Consider the following 21001-nt stretch of genomic DNA (forward strand, 5'->3'; position numbering starts at 1 on the left):
GAGCGGCAGATGACGGCTGGTGCGGCGGCTCGCGCTGCTGAACTGTTCGAGTCCGACCCCCAGTTCCGGGCCGCCATGCCCGACGCGGAGGTGATGGACTCCCTGCTCGCGCCCGGCTTGCGTTTGTCGCAGGTGCTCCACGCTCTGCTGACCGGTTACGCAGATCGTCCGGTCATGGGTTTCCGGTCTCGTGAGTCGGTGGTCGACCCCACCACCGGGCGCACGGTCGATCGCCTCCTCCCGGCCTTTGAAACCATCACCTACGGGCAACTGCTAGCAGACATCTCGGCAATTCTCGCCGAGTGGCAGCACGGCGAGAATGACATCGGAGCCGGCGACTTCGTCGCCACCATCGGCTTCTCCAGTCCCGACTACGTCACCCTCGACCTGGCCACGCTGATGAACGGATCGGTATCGATTCCGTTGCAACACAACACATCGGCAACCCAGCTGCGCATGATGCTGGAGGAAACCAGCCCACGATTGGTGGCGGCAAGCGCCGACAGTCTCGAGCTCGCTGTGGAGGCCGCGATCGGGCTACCCGATCTACGGCGGGTGGTGGTGTTCGACTATCGCTCCGAAACCGATGATCATCGCGAAAAGCTCATTGCCGCAAAGGAACGCCTGCAGGCGGCCGGCATGCACGTGGTCGTGGAGCCGCTCGCGGAGGTCATCGCGAAGGGCCGGGACCTGCCCGAGCCCGTGCTGTACACCGACGGCGACGATCAGAGCACAGCGCTGATCATGTACACCTCAGGGAGCACCGGCGCCCCCAAGGGGGCGATGTTCACGGAGTGGACGGTCACCCGCTTCTGGTCCTCGGGTGCCGCACCCAACCGGGACACCCCGATCATCAACGTCAACTTCCTGCCGCTCAACCACCTGGCCGGCCGAGTGGGGCTACTGACAGCCTTCATCCCCGGTGGCACCTGCTACTTCGTCCCCGAGAGCGATCTGTCCACGCTCTTCGAGGATTGGCAGCTGGCACGTCCCACTCACATGGGCGTGGTTCCCCGAGTGGTCGACATGCTTTTCCAGCACTATCAGACGAGGGTGGACGCACTCGTAGCCGATGGAGCCGACGCCGACACCGCCGATCGGTTGGCCAAAACCGAACTGCGCGAAGATGTCCTGGGTGGACGGGTAATCGCCGGGATGCTCGCGACGGCGCCACTGTCGCCCGAGATGAAGACCTTCCTGGAATCCTCGCTGAGCTTCCACCTGCTTGACCTCTACGGCCTGACGGAGGTCGGCGGTGTCTTCCGGGATGGCAAGATCTCCCGACCGCCGGTGCTCGACTACAAGCTCGTCGATGTTCCCGAACTCGGGTATTACACCACCGACAAGCCGCATCCCCGTGGCGAGTTGCTGGTCAAGAGCGCCACGGCAACCCCCGGGTATTACAAGCGCCCCGATGTCACCGCCGAGGTGTTCGACGCCGACGGTTACTACCGAACCGGCGATGTCATGGCGGAGGTCGCGCCAGATCAGCTGGTGTACGTGGACAGGCGCAACAACGTCATCAAGCTTGCCCAGGGCGAGTTCGTCGCGGTCGCGAACCTGGAGACGGTATACGTCGGCGCGCCGCTGGTGCGCCAGATCTTCGTCTACGGCAATAGTGAACGTTCGTACCTGCTCGCGGTGGTGGTGCCTACCGAAGAAGCCCTGCGTGTTCACCCAGATCCCGCCGAGTTGAAGAATTCAATCCGGGAATCACTGCAGCTGACCGCACGCGCCAACCACTTGCATTCGTATGAAATACCGGCAGATTTGATCATCGAGACCACCCCGTTCACCATCGAGAGCGGGATGCTCGCGGCGGTCGGTAAGCCGATACGCCCCAAGATGATTGAGCACTACGGGGACCAGCTTGAGCAACTCTATGCCGATCTCGCCGAGGCCCGTGTCCAAGAGCTACGGCAACTACGCGATACGGCGCAACAACGCCCGGTCATCGATACCGTCACCGAGGCCGCGCAGGCCCTCCTCGGCATGTCCGCGGACGCGGTACGCCCGGAGCACCATTTCATCGACCTCGGCGGGGATTCACTGTCCGCGTTGACGTTTTCCAACCTCCTCCGGGATCTCTTCGATGTCGAGGTTCCCGTCGGCGTGATCACCGGCCCCGCGGCCGATCTGCGCAAGCTCGCCCTCTACATCCAGCACGAGCGCGAGAGCAGTACGGCCACCGCCGCCAGCGTGCACGGGGCGGGCGCATCTGTCATCACCGCGGCAGAGCTCACGCTCGACAAGTTCATCGATGCCGAAACACTCCGCAAGGCTACGGAACTGGACGCGCCCGCGAGCGCCCTCAACACCGTCTTACTCACGGGTGCCAACGGGTACCTCGGAAGATTCCTCTGCCTGGAGTGGCTGCAACGTCTGACGCAGACGGATGGACAGCTGATATGCCTGGTGCGCGGCGACAATGACGAGGAGGCATTGGCACGCCTTGACGCCGCGTACGGCGAAACTGATCAAGCGCTACTGGACGAGTTCCGCGCCTTGGCCCGGCGCCATCTGCGAGTGATCGCCGCCGACATCGCCGAGCCCCGCTTCGGTGTGGACGATGCGACGTGGGAGCAGCTGGCTCACGACGTCGACAAGATCGTCCATCCGGCCGCGCTGGTGAATCACGTGTTGCCCTACAACCAGCTGTTCGGACCCAACGTATTTGGCACGGCAGAGATTATCCGCCTGGCGCTGACCACACGGATGAAGCCGGTGACCTATCTTTCGACGATGGCCGTTGCCATGACCGTGCCCGATTTCGATGAGGACGGCGATATCCGCACGGTGAGCCCCACCCGGCACATCGACACGGGCTACGCCAACGGATATGCCAACAGCAAGTGGGCCGGCGAGGTGCTGCTGCGGGAGGCGCATGACCTGTGCGGCCTGCCGGCCAGTGTCTTCCGCTCCGACATGATTCTCACCCACCGCCGGTACAGCGGTCAGCTCAACGTCACCGACGCCTTCACGCGCATGCTGCTGAGCCTGGTCCTCACCGGTATCGCGCCGCGGAGCTTCTATCAGGGCGACGGCAGCGGTTCTCGGCCGCGTGCCCATTACGAGGGGCTGCCAGTCGATTTCGTGACGGAGGCCATCACCAGCCTCGGCCTGTCCACCACCGAGGGATTCTGGTCATACGACGTGATGAATCCTCACGATGACGGCATTTCCGTGGACACCTTCGTCGACTGGCTGGTGGAAGATGGGCATTCCATCGACATCATCGACGATTACCACGAATGGCTGTCCCGATTCGAGACGGCGTTGCGCGGGCTGCCGGACGAGCTGAGGCGCGCCTCGGTGCTTCCGCTCCTGGATGCCTACCAGGTGCCGGGCAATCCCCGCCGTGGCGCCACGGCACCTACCAGTGTGTTCCGGAAAGCCGTGCAGGAAAACAACATCGGTGGCGACAGCGCCGACATTCCGCAAATCGATCGCGCGTTGATCGCCAAGTACATATCCGATTTGCGGGCGCACGGGCTGCTGTAACCGCGTACGCGCAGATCAGCTGAACGCCGAGCGCTTCAGACTCCGACGATTCCGGTGAAGTTCCCGTCAACCTTGGCCAACGCGCGCTCGCCACTACCGTCGAGGTTGACTGCACGAATCTCGCCTGCCATATCACTGACGTAGGCGATCCCGGCTTCCTTGTCCACCGCCAGACCGATCGCTTCCCCGAAGCCGGAGGCGAGGACCGTGACGTCGCCGCCTGCCTGTCCCTGGGCGGGGATCTGGGCGCGGTTCAACGAATTTCCCAACGGGGGAGCTCCACGGTCGGTCCAGTAGATCACTCCGCCGTCAAGGTCCAGTTCGATGTCAATCGGCTCGGGCAGGCCGGCCCACAGCACCTCGGTATCACGATTCTCCGGGGTCTGTCCGTCGGGAATCTCCAAGGAAGTCCGGAAAATTCGGTCATCTCCGCCCTTTGACGGGCCCTTCTGCGTCCAGTACAGAGACCCGTTGCGCTCATCAACCGTCAGTCCGACGCACTGATTGCGAACAGTATGTCGGTCCAGTTCGGCCGCCGCGACAACCACCTCGTCACGCAGGCCGCTGCCATCCAGCTGCACACTGCGGATGGCGGCTCCCTCACGATCGGACCGGTACAGGCGCCCGAGTGACCATGCCGCCGAAAGCTGTTTTCCGGTAACGAAACTTCCCGGCGGAAGGAGGTAAGAACGCCCACCGCCGTCGATTGCGGCCCGTTCGATGGAGCCGTCTTTGCCGTAGAAGTCGAGGTTCTCCTCGGCCGGTGACTCACCGGGGTCTGTGAGTGTGGGCACGCCCATGTTCGTCCAGTAAATATTCTCCCGAGCGGGATCGACCGCTATGCCATCGGGCAGTTCGTTAAGTCCGGTAACCAGTTCCGTGAATCCTTCGCCCGACACGGGGAACTTCAGAATGGCTCTCTTGACCTGGTTCAGCGCCAACAGGTATCGAAACATCTTGTTCCCTTAGCAAGTTGTGCCCATTCCCATTTTTCACCACACAAGATGCATCCGGCGATGGTCGCCGAAGACTGCATCCACTCAACTCTCGGCCCAGGCCCCACAGAGCTAGCCAGATCATCCGATGCTCTGGCACATCGTGATGAAGAGCCACCAACCACATCAGATATAACAGCTGTTCAAGATCGGAGCGTAGGCCTTGGGCCAGGAATCCAGAAGCTGCGCCAGACGAGCCGCCCATTCCGCGGTGGCTGGCTTCGTGAGGTCCTGACTGCGGCGTTCGGTGTACAGCGTGCTCATCGCGATTACCGCGTTTTTGAACACTTCAAACTTGTTCTTCTCGCGAGCATTCTCAAGGTTCACGCTAGCGCTCACCGCCAAGCTGACGATGCTGTTGAACAGCCGAAGGTCGCTGTCGATAACCAGCTCTCCTGATTCCTTCGTCGGAAAAGGATCCGAGACAGGAGCAATCCTGATCGCCAATGCGTCGATTCTCCCGGACGCGGACCGAATGATCTGGCAATCCTGCGGCGAAGCCGGATCATCGGGTCGAGTGTCAGCCGGTGCCGGTGGCGCACCAGAATCATCAACTGGCGCCGGTGATACAGGCTCCCGTAGCTGCCCCGGAGCATCTTCGGCGCGCGGCGTTACCGAGCCTCCCGGAGGAGACAGTCCGGGACTAGGATCCGGCACAGGATCGATCGGCGGATCAGCCAACCAGCCAGACACGTCGCGGAGGGTTGGAGACGACGCTTTGGCTACGTTGCCTCCAATCCCTACCTGGACACCACCTAAGGCAAGCGAAACCACACACACCGCTATGCAACGGACGGTGTCGGCCAACATCTGACTCAACCGGCCTACGCGCCGCATATTAGTTGCCCGGGAGCTTTAACTGCGGTGCCTGAATGTGATTCGCAGGGAAGTCCGGGACAGGAAGACCTGTCATGTATCCCGGAAGGATTGCATTCGTCCCCGGGCGATATCCGCTTGACCCCGTGCTGATTTCGCTAGCCAGCGGGCCCAATCCACCGGGCACGTACCCCGGAACGATGCCGGGCTGCGGCGAGCTAACACCTGGAGCCTGCCCCCCTGCATATGGGCTCGTCTCGCCATAAATCGCTGCCCCAGGCGCGCTGGAATTGTACGGATTGAGATACGGATTGGGCGCTGGCGCCGGCACAGGCGCAGGTATTGGGTCCGCGTGAGCGAGCGCCGAGCCAACACCTAATCCAACCAAGCTCACCGACACTACCGCGAACGCCGACCTCACTACTAACTTGTGCATAGTGCTCCTAATAGCTTTACAGGAATTGAACTTCTGTCGACCAAAGTCTTGGCCACACTAGATCTGAATGGGCTCGCCATAAGTTGCCAACGAGGAGTGCGTGAAATCGGTCGTGATACTCAGCAGCGTGAAAGACCGAACCGTAACCGGGCCTCCGCATGCGTCGATCTTGATATGCATGTTCCGCACCCGCAACCGCGCCTCACTGCCCCTGAGAGCCATGCTGTCCATCGGAATGGCGACAATTCCGCCGGGCCGCAATGTGAACTGCAGCCCTCCATTGATGCCTGCGCCCGCGCCCACCGCACCGAAGCCCGCACCAAACGGCCCCGGCCCACCGAAGATTCCGCCGGCTCCACCGCCCACGCCAGCACCTACGCTCCCACCCAAAGTGATGCCTTGACTTAGATCGATCTGGCATCCCATCTGGTAGCCGATGGTGAGCGATGCTGAGGTCACGGGGTTACTTCCCTGACCGTTGATCTTTCCAACACCCGTGAACTGCACGAACGCTTCCCTCGAAAACGCCGTCGCAGCCAGATTCGGAACTGGGTTAACTTCCTCGTCGAGTGTGCTTACTTCAATGCCCCAGCCATCTTCGGTCCGATCAAGCAAATTCGAATCAGGTAGACCTTGCGCATTCGCTGTCGCAGCGCTCGTGGTGAGCATCGCAAACACAGCGAAGACCCCCGCGACCGCCCGGACAATCGCGCGAGCCCATCCCCGTCGCCAAGTTGAATTCTTTAGCGGATTCATCGTCACCTTTCCGAAATTCTCGACTGGAAATCTCTCCACATAACCGAAATAGATGGCCATTCAATATGATGGCACGATCGTTGCCCCCCCTTAAGGCATCTACTTGCAGCATCTACAACACGTTTGAGGCGCGCAATGTCACCATATTGAACCTCGCGACTCATCCTGTAGGGCAACTGGCGAGGACATTATCTAGTGACAATGGAGGCCGCAAATTAGCAACATGTGACAAGGGTCATATAGGCATAATTCACGATCCCACCGCGGTGCCAATACGACGAATTCATGCTGGTCAAAGCCCATTTTATTCGTCACCACATAGCGGTGTCCTCGGTCAGACATTATTGCTTTATAAGTAATGACTATTACTAGGCGAACAAAATTGTATCTAAGTAGGTTCGATATCGCCAAGAAGTCAACTCGCGTTCAACGCTCCATAATTGAGGCACGTAATCAATCGATCCGCCCCTCATCGATGCTCACGTCCGGAGCCCGCGAAATTGTTTATCCGTTACATGGATATAATCGGCGACGTGGACATGAGAGGCCTCGAGATACATGACTTGCGCTGCTTCGTCGCAGTGGCAGCGAGGCTAAATTTCACCCGGGCTGCGGCCGATCTCCATATGTCCGTTCCCCCTCTTAGCCGGCGGATCCGCGCTATGGAAGGGACACTCAAAACAGAGCTGTTTATTCGCGATACGCGCCGGGTGGTTCTCACTCCCTCAGGCGTCAACCTGCTCCCCCTCGCCGAGAAGATCCTCCACCAATTCGATGCCTTGCCGGATGTTGTGTCACACAATCTCGCCTCTAGCCGTCAGACAATTAGGTACGGCGTACCGCCCTGGCTCCACCCGGAACTGTCCTCCAGGCTCGAGCGCCTGGAGGAGCTCTACGCCGAGCGCCTGACGCTGATCAAGCGGCGGCGAAGGAGCCAGGAAGCCATCGGTGCGGTAGTGCGAAGAGACTTGGTGTTCGGCTTCGCGCGGTCAGCGCCAACCAACACCACATTGAGCAGCGTCGTTGTTCGGCAAGAGAGTGTAGGGGCGGTGCTGTCGAGAGCGGAGTACGGAGCGCGTACGTCGATCTCCCTCGAAGAACTCATCAAGCTCGACTACGTCACCGATCGACGTGACAGCGACACCGAATACCGACGACAGGTCGATGGACTACTAAGGGCCACAAGCCTTCTCAAGCGACTACGCTACAACCCCGCCGATCATTCTTCAGCCGCTGAAGCCATCAATACCGGCAGAGCATTCGCGGTAGCACCCATCTCGGAAAGCGCCAGGGAGACCTCTGACCTCTACCACTCCGCAGAGACAGTGTGCCTGCCTGTAGACGATCTCGACTTCGTCCTGCCAACCTGTCTGGTGTGGAGCACGGAGCTGGCTCAGAACGACAGAAATTCGCGGGACGTGATCGACACGGCTGTAGGTTTATGCCAGGGGCACCCCCCCTTTGATTCGACGTAGCCAGGCTAGCTCGGACCTGACGAACTGAGGATCAGTGCAGATGGTCGGCGATCTGCCCCTGCTCGCCGAACAAGACGGTGTTCCACTTCTCGATAAGCGCGGTGTTGTCCACCTCGTCAGGATGAAAATCCTTGCGGCTGTATGACATTAGTCGACGAAACACCTCACCCGAGAAGAAGGGCGATCGGAACAATCGAGCAACGCTCCGGAAGAAGATCCTGGGATTGTAGAAATCCGGGTCCCGGACCAACGACATGAACGACGCGCATGCGGCGAGGGCAAAGAACCCGAATGTGGTGAACAACATCACGAGTACCCGCATGCGATGGGTGCCGCCCACAGCCGCGTAGACATCGAACGCCACCGCGCGATGCTCGGATTCCTCCAAGGCGTGCCACAGCAGCATGGACCGCACCTCGCCCTGCCCCAGCATCTGCTGGGTAGATTCGTCGGACAGGAGCGTCTCGGCCAGGATTGCGGTGTAGTGCTCAAGCGCCGCGGTCATCGCAAGGCAGTACTTGGCCGACGAGTAGCGGGTGCGCGCTTCCAGTCCCCGCCGGGTCGCTCGATCGATGAACGCGGCCGGATAGCCCATCTCTTGCAGACGCTGGTTGAGCTCGCGATGCTCACGACTGTGCGTGGCCTCCTGGCCGATGAAGCCTGCCACCTGCTTTTTGAGCTCAGGATCGGTGATCTGGTCGGCGACCGCACGCACCGAGCGGATCATGAACGCCTCCCCCTCGGGGAACGCCGCCGACAGCACTGACACCACGTGACTCATCGCCAGGTCGTCCTGCACATAGTGGCGCCGCATGGAGCCGGCCGGATAGCGAAATGTGATCCGTCTCGTCTTGATGTCCCGTTCCACCGTCACTCACCTAGTGCAGATGGCCGGTCAGCTGTCCGTTCTCCCCGAAGAGTTCGGCATGCCATTTTTCGATGAGCTCGGTGTTGTCGGAATCGTTGGGGTGGAATCCCGGGCGGTTGTATTCACCGATGCGGCGCCGCACCTCGCGGCTCAGGAACGGCAAGTGCCGCAACGCCGCAATGCTTTTCACCAAACGAACGGGGTTGTAGGCGGCCCTGTCACGCAACAGCGAGATCACCGTCTCGAAGAATGTGGTGTAGATGAACGCGATGGTTGTGCGCCGCATCACCCAGATACGCAACCGCTCGCTACCGCCGACGGCGCGGTAGACGTCGAACGTGACGCAGCGATGCTCGGCCTCTTCGAAGGCGTGCCACAGCAGCATGGACCGCACCTCGCCCTCACCGAGCATGTCCAGGGCACGCTGATCGGTCAGCAGGGTCTCGGCGAGTACGGCGGTGTAATGCTCCAGCGCAGCGGTGACCGCCAGCGTGTAGATCGGCGGATAGTTCCGGGTCTGGAAGTTGAATATCCGGCGGGCGAGGCGCTCGACGAAGGCGGTGGGATAACCCATCTCCTGTAGGCGCTCGTTGAGTTCACGATGCTCGCGCCCGTGTGTCATTTCCTGGCCGATAAAGCCGGCGACCTGCTTCTTCAGCTCGGGATCGGTGATCTGGTCGGAATAGCGCCGGACCGAGCGGATGAAGAATTCTTCACCCTCAGGGAACACCGCCGACAGCATCGCCATCATGTGGCTTGATACCAGGTCGCCCTGCACGAAATGACGTTCCAGCGAACCCGGCTGATAGCGAAACTTGATACGGCGGGTCTTGATAGGCCTGTCCATACTCAGCTTCCCACTACCCCGCAATGACTGATCTCAGTTGGCCTTCCACTGAACACTGCCAACGTCGCTCAGGGTACCGCAAGCCGATGGCGTTCCGACGACTCATGGCTTGACATATACCTATATCGGTATATGTTTTGTTCATGGCCCGCACCCCCACGACAGCAGACGCATTCAATGCGATCGCCGAGGCGAGCCGACGTGACCTCCTCAGCGCCATCGGCACCGGCGAGTCCACGGTGAACGACCTGGTGTCACGAACCCGAATGGGTCAACCTCAGGTGTCCAAACATCTGGGGGTGCTCCGCGCCGTCGACTTGGTGCGGGTGCGCTCACACGGGCGAAATCGCTTCTATCGCGTGAACGGCGCGGCCCTTCGTCCCGTCCATGACTGGGTCTCCGCATTCGAACGCACCTGGAACGAGCGCCTCGACCGGCTCGACACACTTCTCACCGAACTCAAGGAGGAACACCCATGAGCACCCGCTATGGCAGCGCCACAGTCGAATTACCCTCAGATACAACGATTCTCATCACCCGGGCCTTCGACGCGCCCGCCGCGCTGATCTTTCGGACGCTCACCGAACCGGCCCTGGTCAAGCGCTGGTGGGGATTCGAAGACGCGCAGTGGCAGGTCTGCGAGATCGATCTGCGGGTCGGCGGGACCTGGCGGTACGTGGTGCGCCAGCCGTGTGAATCCGAGCCGGATATGGAAGTCGCCTTCCACGGCGAGTATCGCGAGATCGACGCGCCGTGCCTGCTGGTCAGCACCGAGGTGTTCGAGGGAATTCCCGACGGCGAGGCGCTCGTCTCCACCACCCTGGACGAACGTGACGGCGTCACCACGATGCGCGTCTTGGTGCAGCACAGCTGCAAGGAACATCGCGACGGGCACATCGCCTCCGGTATGGAGGTCGGCATGCAGGTGAGCTACAACCGCATCGAAGACCTGCTGGGCGAGCTCACCTAGCCCACGGCGGTGAAATAGTGCGCCCGCGGTGCGCGTTGCAGCCACGGTGACCAACCAATTCACCTTCGAATACATCGCCAAGAACCCGCAATGGGTCGATGAGCAGATCGACGTCTACGAATCCAGCGGCGGTGTCGAGGGCACCACGTTGGAGGGCATCCCCGTGGTGATCCTCTACACCGTCGGCGCGAAGTCGGGACAGGTCCGCAAGGCGCCGCTCATGCGCGTCGAACACGAGGGCATCTACCTGGCGGTCGGCTCGATCGGCGGCGCCCCGAAGAACCCCGCCTGGGTCGCGAACCTGCGCGCCAACCCCGTCTTCGAGCTGCGCGACGGTGAAAACGTGCAGACCGTGCGCGCCCAGGAAATCACGGACGACGCCGAGCGCGCGACCTGGTGGGAACGTGCCGTGGCGGCCTTCCCGCCCTACGCGGAGTACACGACCCGCACCACTCGGGTGTTCCCGCTGTTCACGCTCACTCCGGTGAGTTAGCGGCCGCCTTCTTGCGTTCGATATCGGCCAGCGCCTCGGCCAGCTGCGCACGCTGCGCGGCCGAGGCGTCCCAGGCCACCTTCCGGTTCTTGACGACCCTGGCCGGCGCACCGACCGCGATCGAGTAGTCCGGGATGACGCCCTTGACCACGGCGTGCGCGCCGAGCACACAGCCGCGCCCGACGATGGTGTCGCGCAGGATCGTCACCTTGGTGGCGATCCAGGTGTCCGGCCCGATGCGCACCGGGGACTTGATGATGCCCTGGTCCTTGATCGGGTACGTGATGTCTTCCATCCGGTGGTCGAAGTCGCAGACATAGCACCAGTCGGCCATCAGGGCCGAGTCGCCGAACTCGATGTCGATGTAGGCGTTGACGACGTTGTCCTTACCGAAGACCACCTTGTCGCCCAGGCGCAAGGAGCCCTCGTGGGCGCGCAACGAGTTCCCGTCGCCGATATGCACCCAGCGGCCGATCTCCATCCGCGCCAACTCGGGCGTGCAATGGATCTCGACGTTCTTGCCGAGGAACAGCATGCCGCGCGTGACGATGTGCGGATTGGCAAGCTTGAACTTGAGCAGTCGCCAGTAACGCACCAGGTACCACGGCGTGTACGCCTTATTCGCGATCACCCATCGCACCGAGGCCTTGGTGAGAAATTTGGCTTGCAACGGGTCCCGTAGGCGCTGTCCGCGCCACCGCTTGTGCAGGGGAGCGCCCCACATCGTCGTCATGGCCGCACAGCCTACGGGACGCGGCGGAGGGCACACGCTACCCTGCGATGGGCCGGACCGCCCCCTAAGGAAGGAGTGCCTCACCGTGCTTTCCCGGGCACGAGTACTCGCGAGCATTGCCCTCGCGGCGCTCCTCACCGTCACCGGCTGTTCCGGCGACGATTCCTGGATCAACATCAAGGCGGCGCCCGGATGGTCTGCCACCTACGCCGACGCGCACAACAGCAGCTACACCCCCACCGAGGGGGCCCGCGAGCTGACCCTGGAGTGGAGCCGGAACACCAAGGGCCAGATACGCAGTGCCGCCGCGATCGGCATCGACAATTTCATCGCGGTCAGCGCCGACACCCCGTCCGGCTGCACGCTGATGGAGTGGGAGAACAACAGGGCGGCGCGCCAGCGCTGGTGTACCCGGATGATCACCGGGAGCCCGTGGTCGGGCCCCCTCGCCGATGGCTACAACAACCTCTACATGGGCCAGCCCGGTGCCGTGGTCTCGTTCCCGCCCACCCAGTGGATCCGTTGGCGCAAACCCGTTATCGGCGCCCCCACCACGCCCAAGATCGTCGAGCCCGGCCGGCTGCTGATCGTCACCCACCTCGGCCAGATACTGATCTTCGACGCCCAGCGCGGCGACGTCGTGGGTACGCCGATGGATCTGCTCGAAGGGGTCGACCCGGCCGATCCACGTCGTGGTCTTGAGGATTGCGAAGCGGCGCGGCCCAAGTGCCCGGTGTCGGCCTCCCCGGCCTACGACCCGGACACCGGCACCATCGTCACCACCCTGTGGCAGCCGGACAAGCCGGTACCGGTGCTGTTGGGAATCACCTACGACGCCGACGGCAGAATCACCCTGAAACACAAGTGGGCCAGCAAGATCATCGATGAGGGTGTGATCGGCTCCCCCGTCATGTCCCACGACGGCGAAACGGTCTACATCAACGACCGCAAGGGCTCGCTACACGCGATGCATACCTTCGATGGCAGCCAGAAATGGTCGGTTCCCTTGGGATTCAACGCAACGACGCCTCCATCGGTTGCTCCTGACGGAACCATCATCGCCGGAACCGGCGACAAGGCCACCCTGGTGGGCATCAAGGACTCGGGCAGCAAGGGCGAGATTGCTTGGCGTCGTGACGATCTCGTTCCGCTCTCGACGTCGAGTCAGGCAGCCGGAAACGTAGGCTATGCCGTGGTCAAGGACGGAGACAAGGGCTTGGCCTTGGTGGTGTTCAACACCCCGGACGGAGCCACCATCAACCGTTATCCACTGCCGGACGCTGCAGGCTTCCCGGTGGGGATTTCCATCGGACCGGACCAACGCGTCATCGTCACGCTGAGCGAGGGCTTGGTGTACGGATTCCGCCCGGGGACCTAGCCTCGCAAACGAAAGCTTTAGCACCACTGCCCATTCGGGTGATGACGACCGACAACGCCACACTGCCACGCAACTTCAGCCTGGTGCGCAGCACCGCCGGATCAACATCAATCCCGCGGACGGTGATCTCGACGGACCCGCAGTCGCGGGCGGCGAGTGCCTGGCGCAACCGCTTCTCGCTGTAGGGCAGCGAATCGAGCACCCGGTAGCCCTGCATACCGGGTGGTACCGAATTCCCCGACAGGTAAGCAATGCGGGAATCCAACTGCCACAGGCTATGTCGTGCAGCGTAGTGCCGTACCAGACCGGCCCGTACCACCGCGCCATCGGGGTCGATGATCCACTCCCCTACCTCGGCTACCGCGCAGTCATCGGGGTCCGCATCGGTCAGCTGGTAACCGTCGCCTGTTGTCAGGAGCACGGTGGCACGACGGCGCACACGAGCCAACCCCGCCGACCACAGGCATGCCTCTCGCACACCACCGTCGAGCGAGACCACCTCGATCTCGCCGTCGAAGCCCGTCTGTTCGCGCAACTCGACAAAGTCCAGTCCCGGAGCGCATTTGATCACCACGTCGCGATCGGCATAGGTCCGCAGCACCGCGTCCAGGGGCGGTGAGTACGCAGACGGATCGAACCGGCGGCGTCCGCCGGAGCGGCGCCCAGGATCGGCGATCACCACCTGCGCGCGACTGGACGGCGCCAGTGCATCGGCCCGGCACACCAGGACCCGTTCGCCCATGTTGTGGCGCGCCATCGCCGTCCGCACCGGGTCGATGTCGCTGCCGATCACCACCGCGGCGACGCCATCGAGCGCGGCAAGTTCGGCCCCCACCGAACACGTGACATCGTGCACCACCAAGCCGGCCAGCCGGGCAGCCCGGTGTCTGGCCACCGCGGCCGGGGTCGCCTGTTGCAGCGCATCGTCGGTGAACAGCCAGTGATCTACCGCGCCCAGCTTGGCTGCCGCCTTACGGCGCAGCTGCACCGTCTGCGCCAAGACCGCGGCCCGATCGCCGAACTCGGAGCGCAGTGCTGCGGTGTCGGCCACCAGCGTGCCCGCCGAAAACGTGTACGCGGACGCGGACGCCAGATCCGCGGCGCCCGCCCCCGACGACAGATATGCGACGTCGGAAAGGTCGAACACCGGCGGTTATCGCGAGATTAAGACGGCTTGATCCCGGTGATCATCACGTTGTAGTACCAGCCCTTCGGCACCACGTGACGCCACACGTTCTCGTCCACCCAACTGAGCGCCTTCCAACCGCCGAACGCGAACTTCGCCCAGCCCCAGCCCAACTTGCCCGGGGGCACCGTCGACTCGAACGTGCGCACCGGCCACCCCAACATGGCGGCGGTGAATTCCTCACTGGCGGTCCGTACCGCGACGGCGCCGGCATTGGCGGCCATCTTCTCCAGGTCGGCCGGATCGAAGGTGTGTAGGTCGACGACCCATTCCAGGGCCGCGGCGCGCGAGTTCTCGTCGAGTTCCTCCTGCGGACGCCGCCAGCTCTCCAATCCGGGCAGCTTCATCGCCTGGACCGTGGCCTTCCACGTCAGGTTCGCGAGCGCGCGGGCGTACAGGTTCCCCACGGTGGTGGGCTCACCGGCGAAGATGAACCGCCCACCCGGCTTGAGCACCCGCAGCACCTCCCGCAGCGACAGCTCGACATCGGGAATGTGATGCAGCACGGCATGGCCCACCACCAAATCGAAGGTGTTGTCGTCGTACGGAATCCGTTCGGCATCGGCGACCCGGCCGTCGACATCCAGGCCAAGCTCCTTGCCGGTGCGGGTCGCGACCTTGACCATGCCCGGCGACAGATCGGTGACCGAACCACGGCGCGCGACGCCCGACTGCATCAGGTTCAGCAGAAAGAAACCCGTGCCACAACCGAGCTCCAGGGCGCGGTCATAGGGCAGCTCGCGCTGATCCTCGACGGGCACGATGGCGTCGAACCGGCCGCGGGCGTAATCGATGCAGCGCTGATCGTACGAGATGGACCACTTCTCGTCGTAGGTCTCCGCTTCCCAGTCATGATAGAGAATCTGGGCGAGTTTGTTGTCCTCAAAAGCGGCAGCGACCTGCTCGGCAGTCGCCTTGGTCGTCGGCTCGGAAATCTCCGTCATGGCCGTCAGCCTAACGCCTGGTTAGGCTCCCCTGAACCGGGCCGTCCCTGGGCCGATCTCCAGCTGAGCGGCCACCCCGTCCACACGGTCCTGTGTCGCGAACACCTGGCAAAACAGCTCACGTTCCCTGTCCAGTCCCTCGGCCAGCGGACTGTCGAATCCATGGTCGATGGCCTGTTTAGCAGCGGCGAGCGCCACCGGCGGTCCGTCAACGAAACGTCGCGCCCATGCCGCCGCCTCGGTGTACACATCGTCGGGTGCCACGATCTGATCGAGCAGACCCAGCCGGTGGGCCTCTTTGGCGTCCACGAAGCGGCCGCTGAAAACCATCTCCTTGGCCCGGCTCAGACCCACCACCCGAGCTAATCGCACGGTGCCGCCCCCGCCGGGGATCATGCCGACCAGGATCTCCGGTGAACCCACCTTGGCGTTGTCGCCCGCGATCCGCCAGTCGGCCGCTAGCGCCAGTTCCAGGCCGCTGCCCAGCGCGTATCCCGTGATCGCGGCGATTGTGGGCTTGGCCAGCTCCGCCACCGCGGTGAGCGCGGCCTGGCGGTCACCGGCACTGCGCGCCATCTCGTCGGCGGACAACTCCGAAAGCTCAGCTAAATCGTCACCGGCGCAAAAGATTTCATGTCCGCCGTAGACGATCACAACCCTGATGTCTGCACGCGCGTTTGCTTCGGCGGCGGCCTGCGCGAGTTCGCGGTACATCTGCCGGGTGAAGGCGTTGGTCGGCGGTCGCGACAGCGCGATGGTGCCAATGCCTGGATGCTCGGCCGCGGTACGCACCGAGACGAATTCGGGCTCGGTCATGACAGCTCCGGCCCTGTCGCCTCGGGAACCTCGACCGCACCCTGCCGGGCCGCTTCGTACCGGTCCACGTCATCGAACTGAACGAACCACCGACCGTCCTGCTCGGTCAGCGTCGGCATGATCGGAGCAATGCTCCGCGTCACGCCCAGCACCTCCGTGACCGTCGCACCGGAGGATGAGACGGCATCCAGCTGGGACCAGGTGGGAGGAAGCAGGAAGCTGCGCCGCTCGGTAAATGCCGCGATGGCGGCCTCCGGGGTCTGCCAACCCGAGGCGACGGCCTCGGTGTTGTCGCCGTCGGCGTCCTGCCCCGCGGGCAACGCCGCCACGAAAAAGAACGTGTCATAGCGGCGAGGCTCGGCCTCCGGGGTGATCCAGTTGGCCCACGGACGCAACAGGTCGGCCCGCAAAAGCAGACCCTCTCGCTGCAGAAATTCGCCGAACGACAGCGTCTTGTCCGACAGGTCATGACGTGCCTGGCGGTAGGCCGCCGCGTCCCCGACGATCTCGGTGTCCGAGGTGCCCGCGAACAACACTCCGCACTCTTCGAAGGTCTCGCGCGCGGCGGCACACACCAACGCCGACGCCAGCTCCGGTGTGACGCCAAACTGCCCGGCCCACCAGTCGACGTCCGGGCCCACCCACGGCAGGTCGGCGCGCAGATCCCGGGCGTCCACGCCACCGCCCGGGAATACGGTCATCCCGCCGGCAAAGGCCATGGCGTTGTCGCGGCGCATCAGAAACGCCTCGACGCCAACGGCGCCGTCACGAATCAATACGACGGTGGCCGCGGGTTTCGGCTCAGGTGGTGTCACTGCTGTCATGGGGAGGCTTCCTTGCTCTGCGCGCTAGTGCGCACGGTGGGCGGCCCGGGCGCGGGCGCGTCGCGCGAAGTAACGTCCGTCGATCATCTCAACCACGATCGACTGACCGAACGCATGGGACAGATTCTCACCGGTCATCACGTCCGCCAGCAGACCCTGAGCGACGATTCCGCCCTCAGACAGCAACAATGCATGGCTGAAACCCGGCGGGATCTCTTCCACGTGGTGAGTCACCAGAACCATGGCGGGCGCGTCCGGATCGGCGGCAAGCTCACCCAATCGCGCCACCAGTTCCTCACGCCCACCCAAGTCCAAACCAGCGGCCGGTTCGTCGAGGAGCAGCAACTCGGGGTCGGTCATCAGCGCACGCGCGATGAGCACTCGTTTGCGTTCGCCCTCGGACAACGTCCCGTACGTACGTTCTGACAGATGCTCGGCGCCAAGGGTTTCGAGCATGTCCACCGCACGCGCCGTGTCCATCTCCTCGTATTCCTCGCGCCAACGCCCGAGCACCGCATACCCGGCCGACACCACCAGGTCGCGAACCACCTCGTTATCCGGGATCCGCTGGGCCAGCGCGGCGGAGCTCAGGCCGATCCTCGCCTTGAGTTCCGAGACGTCAACCCGGCCCAATCGCTCCCCGAGGATCGCCGCGTAACCAGACGTGGGGTGCTCCATGGCCGCCGCGATCCGCAGCAATGACGTCTTGCCGGCACCGTTGGGGCCGAGAACCACCCATCGTTCGTCGAGCTCGACCGACCACGTGACCGGGCCGACCAGCACCTTGCGATTGCGGCGCAGCAGCACATCGCGGAAATCGAGCAGAAGGTCCGGATCAATTTCGGGGTCATGCTGTTCGCGCAAGCGCTCATCGGCCACTGGGCCATCGTGCCGCATCGCGCCCGGCGAGCGGTGAGCGGGAGCCATCTCGGGAGTCGTCTCCGACATGCGCCCAAACCCGTATCGCGTATCCTCAGTCATACGTCAGCAATCTCGGAGGGGACTCTAGGCAACCACATGACAAACGATTTCGATCCGGATCCCTACCTGGACACGGTGCAGAGCATCGGGCTTGCTAACCATCGACTCATCGCTCAGCTCGATGCCGAGGCAACTAATATTCAGCAACGTGCATCTGATGGCGAAGATCGATCGTGGATATGGGATGACCTCAAGGTATGGCGTCGCCGAGTTGATGCGTTTCACTCCCAGTTGCGACGCGATACCACAGCGCTGGGACGCTTGATCGATGCCAATCGGCGAATAAGAGGACTGGATCAAGACACCGATAGCAGCACTTCAAAACTTGATTTCTCGGTAGAGAGCAACCGCAATACGCTCCATCCCTTCAAGGATTCGCGATCCCAGGAGGAGTTCGTATCCAGGCTTAACCGGGTCTTCGCGGTACTGCACTCGCCCGGACGCGGGCCATATTCGAACAGCGAATTTCTAGTATTTATGCGAACCGGGGGCACCGTGGTCTCGGCGCCCTATCTGTCACAGTTGCGGAACGGGCAGCGCGGGCGGCCTTCGCTGCAGGCGCTGGAAAGCATCGCCCACGCCTTTCGGATCGATGTCCGTTACTTCATCGATAGTGGCTACGCCGACAAGCTTGAGGCAGATCTGGCGGCACTCGAACTGGCCCAGAACCCGGCGCTGGCCGAGCTGACATCAAAACTGCTCGAGCTGCCGCCGACCATCAGCGATCAACTGCTCACCGAGGCGGAGTCGTTCGACCGGCGCAATCAGGCAGCGACGCCCTGAGGCGAATCCACCGGCGCGGAGCGTGACTCGGCATCGCGCTGCGTATTCAACACCGAACCCCAGCCGCTGACGGCCAGCAGCCGCCGCGGCACCAGCCTCAGTACGAGCTGGATGAGCGGCCCGATACCCAACGCGTAGAGCACGGTTCCGACGCCCACGTTCCCGCCGAGCAGCCACCCCGTCCCCACCGCAAGCAGCTCGATGACGGTCCTGATCAGCCGCACGGATCGACCGGTGCGATGCACCAGTCCAGTTGTCAGTCCATCGCGAGGCCCCGGACCGAGCCCCGCGCCGACGTAGAGCACGGTCGCGACGGCATTGAGCGCGACACCGCCGATAAGGAACGACACCCGGATCGCCATCGACGGCGACTCCGGTAGCCAGGCAAGGGTGGTATCGACGGCGATCGCAAGGACGATGATGTTGGCGACGGTCCCGATACCAGGCTTGTTGCGCAATGGGATCCACATGAGAAGCACCACGACCCCGGTCACCGCCGAGGCGAGCCCGATGCTCATTCCGGTGCGCATCGACAATCCCTGATGGAACACATCCCACGGATCCAAGCCCAGCCCGGCGCGCACCATGAGCGCCATCGACACCCCGTATAGATACAGACCCACCAGCAGCGCGGTGCCGCGCGCACTCCAACCAATCCATTTCCCGGTCACGACACAATTTTCCCGGCCAACTGGCTTGTCATTCAATAGCCAGTTGAGCCACACTGGCTTTTATGCCTGATCGCGTGGTTACTGCCGAAACCCTGGCCCGTCACCTCGGCCAATGGCGCACCGCCGGCTCCGCGGGTCCCGCCTATGGAGCCCTGGCGGACGCGATCAGGCTTCTGGTCATCGACGGGCGGCTGCCCTTAGGCGCCCGTATCCCCAGCGAACGAGCACTATCGAGCGCCCTTCATGTCAGCCGTACCACCGTGACGACCGCCTACGCCGAACTGCGTGAGAACGGATACCTGCGCGGCCGCCAGGGCGCACGCAGCACCACCGCCCTCCCCGGTCCTGACCGATCACATTCGGCCACAACGGGATTGACAGGACCCATGGTTGATCTGCAAAATGCCGCCACGGCTGCGCCAGCTGCGGCAGTGCTTGACGCCTACCAGGTGGCGTTGACTAAACTGCCCGCGCATCTTCGGGGAATAGGTCATGAATTGGTGGGTATTCCGGAGCTGCGCCCCCGGATCGCTGCGCAGTTCACACGACGCGGACTGCCCACGACCGAGGACCAGATCATGGTGACCTGCGGCGCCCAACAGGCCATCGCACTACTTCTCGGCGCCTTCGTGGATCCCGGTGACAGGGTTCTGGTAGAGCAGCCGAGTTACCACGGCGCGCTGGACGCAATCGCCCAACGGGGTGCACGTCCGGTTCCCGTACCGATGCATACGCACGAGCGTAAATCGGGCTGGGACATGGCGGGCATGGAGACCACCATTCGACAGACGGCCCCAAATCTCGCCTACTTGGTGCTGGACAACCACAATCCCACCGGCCTGACGATGCCGCTGGCGCAGCGAAAGGCTTTGGCCGACATCATCTCCCAGACCAGGACCCGCACGGTTGTGGACGAGTCCCTCGTCGGGGTCTGGCATGAGACGCCGACGCCCGCGCCGATGGCCTCGCTAGTATCCCGTCCCGATCTGGTGGTCACCATCGGATCGATGTCGAAGTCCTTCTGGGGCGGCATGCGGGTCGGCTGGGTTCGCGCCGACCGCACCACCATCGCCCGGCTCGCCGCGGCGCGTGCGGCCATGGACACGGGAACCCCGATCCTTGAACAGCTGGCCGCCGCCGAGCTCTTGGAACGTGCGGACGAGGTGGAAGCCTTACAGCGTGGAACTCTTCGTGCGCGCCGCGCGCTGGTGGTGGCCGAGCTGCACCGTCGGCTCCCCGACTGGGAGCTACAGGAAGCCGAAGGCGGCCTATGTATCTGGGCCCGGCTGCCGGCCCCGATGAGCACCGCGCTTGCCGCCGCGGCCGCACGCCTCGGTGTCCGTATCGCCGCCGGCCCACGATTTGGGGTGGGTGGGTCGCTGGAACGCTTTGTGCGGGTGCCGTTCACACAACATGACGATGAGTTACTGCGCGGCGTGGAGTTACTGGCTCAAGCCTGGCGCACCGTGACCGGCGCTCTGCCGCTTACCGATTCGACGATGGTGGGCTAGCGGCTGACCCGCTCGCG

Annotated in this window: 20 protein-coding genes; 8 read left to right on the forward strand and 12 right to left on the reverse strand. The window is 63.2% G+C overall.

Annotated elements, in window-relative coordinates:
* Window positions 1-9: 9 nt before the first annotated feature.
* Complete coding sequence (gene car, locus B4393_RS20350; RefSeq protein ID WP_078335624.1) at window positions 10-3501, forward strand: carboxylic acid reductase; 3492 nt, start codon at window positions 10-12, stop codon at window positions 3499-3501.
* A gap of 35 nt (window positions 3502-3536) precedes the next feature.
* Here car and B4393_RS20355 read toward each other — a convergent pair whose 3' ends face one another.
* From B4393_RS20355 to B4393_RS20365, 3 genes are all read right to left on the reverse strand, one after another.
* Window positions 3537-4457 (reverse strand): hypothetical protein, encoded by a 921-nt coding sequence (locus tag B4393_RS20355; RefSeq protein WP_078335625.1) that lies wholly within the window; start codon window positions 4455-4457, stop codon window positions 3537-3539.
* 165 nt (window positions 4458-4622) lie between these two features.
* Window positions 4623-4943: a hypothetical protein gene (locus tag B4393_RS20360; protein WP_078335626.1), complete on the reverse strand. Its 321-nt coding sequence runs from the start codon at window positions 4941-4943 to the stop codon at window positions 4623-4625.
* An 862-nt stretch (window positions 4944-5805) separates the two neighbouring features.
* Complete coding sequence (locus tag B4393_RS20365) at window positions 5806-6564, reverse strand: MspA family porin (RefSeq protein ID WP_236743198.1); 759 nt, start codon at window positions 6562-6564, stop codon at window positions 5806-5808.
* A gap of 479 nt (window positions 6565-7043) precedes the next feature.
* On the opposite strand from B4393_RS20365, the gene B4393_RS20370 reads away from it, so the two are divergent.
* On the forward strand, window positions 7044-7979 hold the full coding sequence (locus tag B4393_RS20370; RefSeq protein WP_236743202.1) for a LysR family transcriptional regulator: 936 nt from the start codon (window positions 7044-7046) through the stop codon (window positions 7977-7979).
* A gap of 31 nt (window positions 7980-8010) precedes the next feature.
* On the opposite strand, the gene B4393_RS20375 is transcribed toward B4393_RS20370, so the two are convergent.
* The gene (locus tag B4393_RS20375) at window positions 8011-8847 is read right to left on the reverse strand and encodes a metal-dependent hydrolase (RefSeq protein WP_078335700.1); all 837 of its coding nucleotides are present in this window, start codon (window positions 8845-8847) and stop codon (window positions 8011-8013) included.
* Window positions 8848-8857: 10 nt separating this feature from the next.
* Window positions 8858-9694 carry a metal-dependent hydrolase gene (locus tag B4393_RS20380; protein ID WP_078282831.1) on the reverse strand — a complete coding sequence of 279 codons (837 nt, stop codon included), beginning with the start codon at window positions 9692-9694 and terminating at the stop codon, window positions 8858-8860.
* 143 nt (window positions 9695-9837) lie between these two features.
* On the opposite strand from B4393_RS20380, the gene B4393_RS20385 reads away from it, so the two are divergent.
* From B4393_RS20385 to B4393_RS20395, 3 genes are read left to right on the forward strand one after another with little or no spacing between them, the layout of a single operon-like run.
* Window positions 9838-10173, forward strand: a complete 336-nt coding sequence (locus B4393_RS20385) for an ArsR/SmtB family transcription factor (protein WP_078335628.1) — start codon at window positions 9838-9840, stop codon at window positions 10171-10173.
* Window positions 10170-10664 carry an SRPBCC family protein gene (locus tag B4393_RS20390; protein WP_078335629.1) on the forward strand — a complete coding sequence of 165 codons (495 nt, stop codon included), beginning with the start codon at window positions 10170-10172 and terminating at the stop codon, window positions 10662-10664. Before B4393_RS20385 ends, B4393_RS20390 begins: the two co-directional genes overlap by 4 nt.
* 46 nt (window positions 10665-10710) lie before the next feature.
* A complete protein-coding gene (locus B4393_RS20395) occupies window positions 10711-11157 on the forward strand; it encodes a nitroreductase family deazaflavin-dependent oxidoreductase (protein ID WP_078335701.1) in 447 nt (148 codons plus the stop codon).
* On the opposite strand, the gene B4393_RS20400 is transcribed toward B4393_RS20395, so the two are convergent.
* Window positions 11141-11890: an acyltransferase gene (locus tag B4393_RS20400; RefSeq protein ID WP_070938890.1), complete on the reverse strand. Its 750-nt coding sequence runs from the start codon at window positions 11888-11890 to the stop codon at window positions 11141-11143. The two genes, B4393_RS20395 and B4393_RS20400, sit on opposite strands and share 17 nt — an antisense overlap.
* 85 nt (window positions 11891-11975) lie before the next feature.
* Here B4393_RS20400 and B4393_RS20405 point away from each other — a divergent pair, with 85 nt between their 5' ends.
* The gene (locus B4393_RS20405; protein ID WP_078335630.1) at window positions 11976-13268 is read left to right on the forward strand and encodes an outer membrane protein assembly factor BamB family protein; all 1293 of its coding nucleotides are present in this window, start codon (window positions 11976-11978) and stop codon (window positions 13266-13268) included.
* On the opposite strand, the gene B4393_RS20410 is transcribed toward B4393_RS20405, so the two are convergent.
* The 5 genes from B4393_RS20410 to B4393_RS20430 are packed head-to-tail and all read right to left on the reverse strand — an operon-like array spanning window position 13222 to window position 17935.
* Complete coding sequence (locus tag B4393_RS20410) at window positions 13222-14415, reverse strand: THUMP-like domain-containing protein (protein ID WP_078335631.1); 1194 nt, start codon at window positions 14413-14415, stop codon at window positions 13222-13224. The two genes, B4393_RS20405 and B4393_RS20410, sit on opposite strands and share 47 nt — an antisense overlap.
* A 17-nt stretch (window positions 14416-14432) precedes the next feature.
* Window positions 14433-15398 carry a class I SAM-dependent methyltransferase gene (locus B4393_RS20415; protein WP_070938887.1) on the reverse strand — a complete coding sequence of 322 codons (966 nt, stop codon included), beginning with the start codon at window positions 15396-15398 and terminating at the stop codon, window positions 14433-14435.
* Between the two features lie 21 nt (window positions 15399-15419).
* Window positions 15420-16214 carry an enoyl-CoA hydratase gene (locus B4393_RS20420; RefSeq protein ID WP_078335632.1) on the reverse strand — a complete coding sequence of 265 codons (795 nt, stop codon included), beginning with the start codon at window positions 16212-16214 and terminating at the stop codon, window positions 15420-15422.
* Window positions 16211-17038: an NUDIX hydrolase gene (locus B4393_RS20425; protein ID WP_078335633.1), complete on the reverse strand. Its 828-nt coding sequence runs from the start codon at window positions 17036-17038 to the stop codon at window positions 16211-16213. The genes B4393_RS20420 and B4393_RS20425 overlap by 4 nt, the downstream gene beginning before the upstream one ends.
* 24 nt (window positions 17039-17062) lie before the next feature.
* Window positions 17063-17935 carry an ABC transporter ATP-binding protein gene (locus tag B4393_RS20430; protein ID WP_078335702.1) on the reverse strand — a complete coding sequence of 291 codons (873 nt, stop codon included), beginning with the start codon at window positions 17933-17935 and terminating at the stop codon, window positions 17063-17065.
* 120 nt (window positions 17936-18055) lie between these two features.
* Here B4393_RS20430 and B4393_RS20435 point away from each other — a divergent pair, with 120 nt between their 5' ends.
* Window positions 18056-18802, forward strand: a complete 747-nt coding sequence (locus tag B4393_RS20435; protein ID WP_070938884.1) for a helix-turn-helix domain-containing protein — start codon at window positions 18056-18058, stop codon at window positions 18800-18802.
* Here the strand turns inward: B4393_RS20435 and yczE are convergent.
* On the reverse strand, window positions 18784-19473 hold the full coding sequence (yczE, locus tag B4393_RS20440) for a membrane protein YczE (protein ID WP_078335634.1): 690 nt from the start codon (window positions 19471-19473) through the stop codon (window positions 18784-18786). The genes B4393_RS20435 and yczE overlap by 19 nt on opposite strands.
* 62 nt (window positions 19474-19535) lie before the next feature.
* Between yczE and yczR the strand changes: the two genes are divergently transcribed.
* Window positions 19536-20984, forward strand: a complete 1449-nt coding sequence (gene yczR / locus B4393_RS20445; RefSeq protein WP_078335635.1) for a MocR-like transcription factor YczR — start codon at window positions 19536-19538, stop codon at window positions 20982-20984.
* Window positions 20985-21001 lie beyond the last annotated feature (17 nt).

The organism is Mycobacteroides franklinii (genome assembly GCF_002013895.1).
In the GTDB taxonomy this organism is placed as follows: Bacteria; Actinomycetota; Actinomycetes; order Mycobacteriales; family Mycobacteriaceae; genus Mycobacterium; species Mycobacterium franklinii.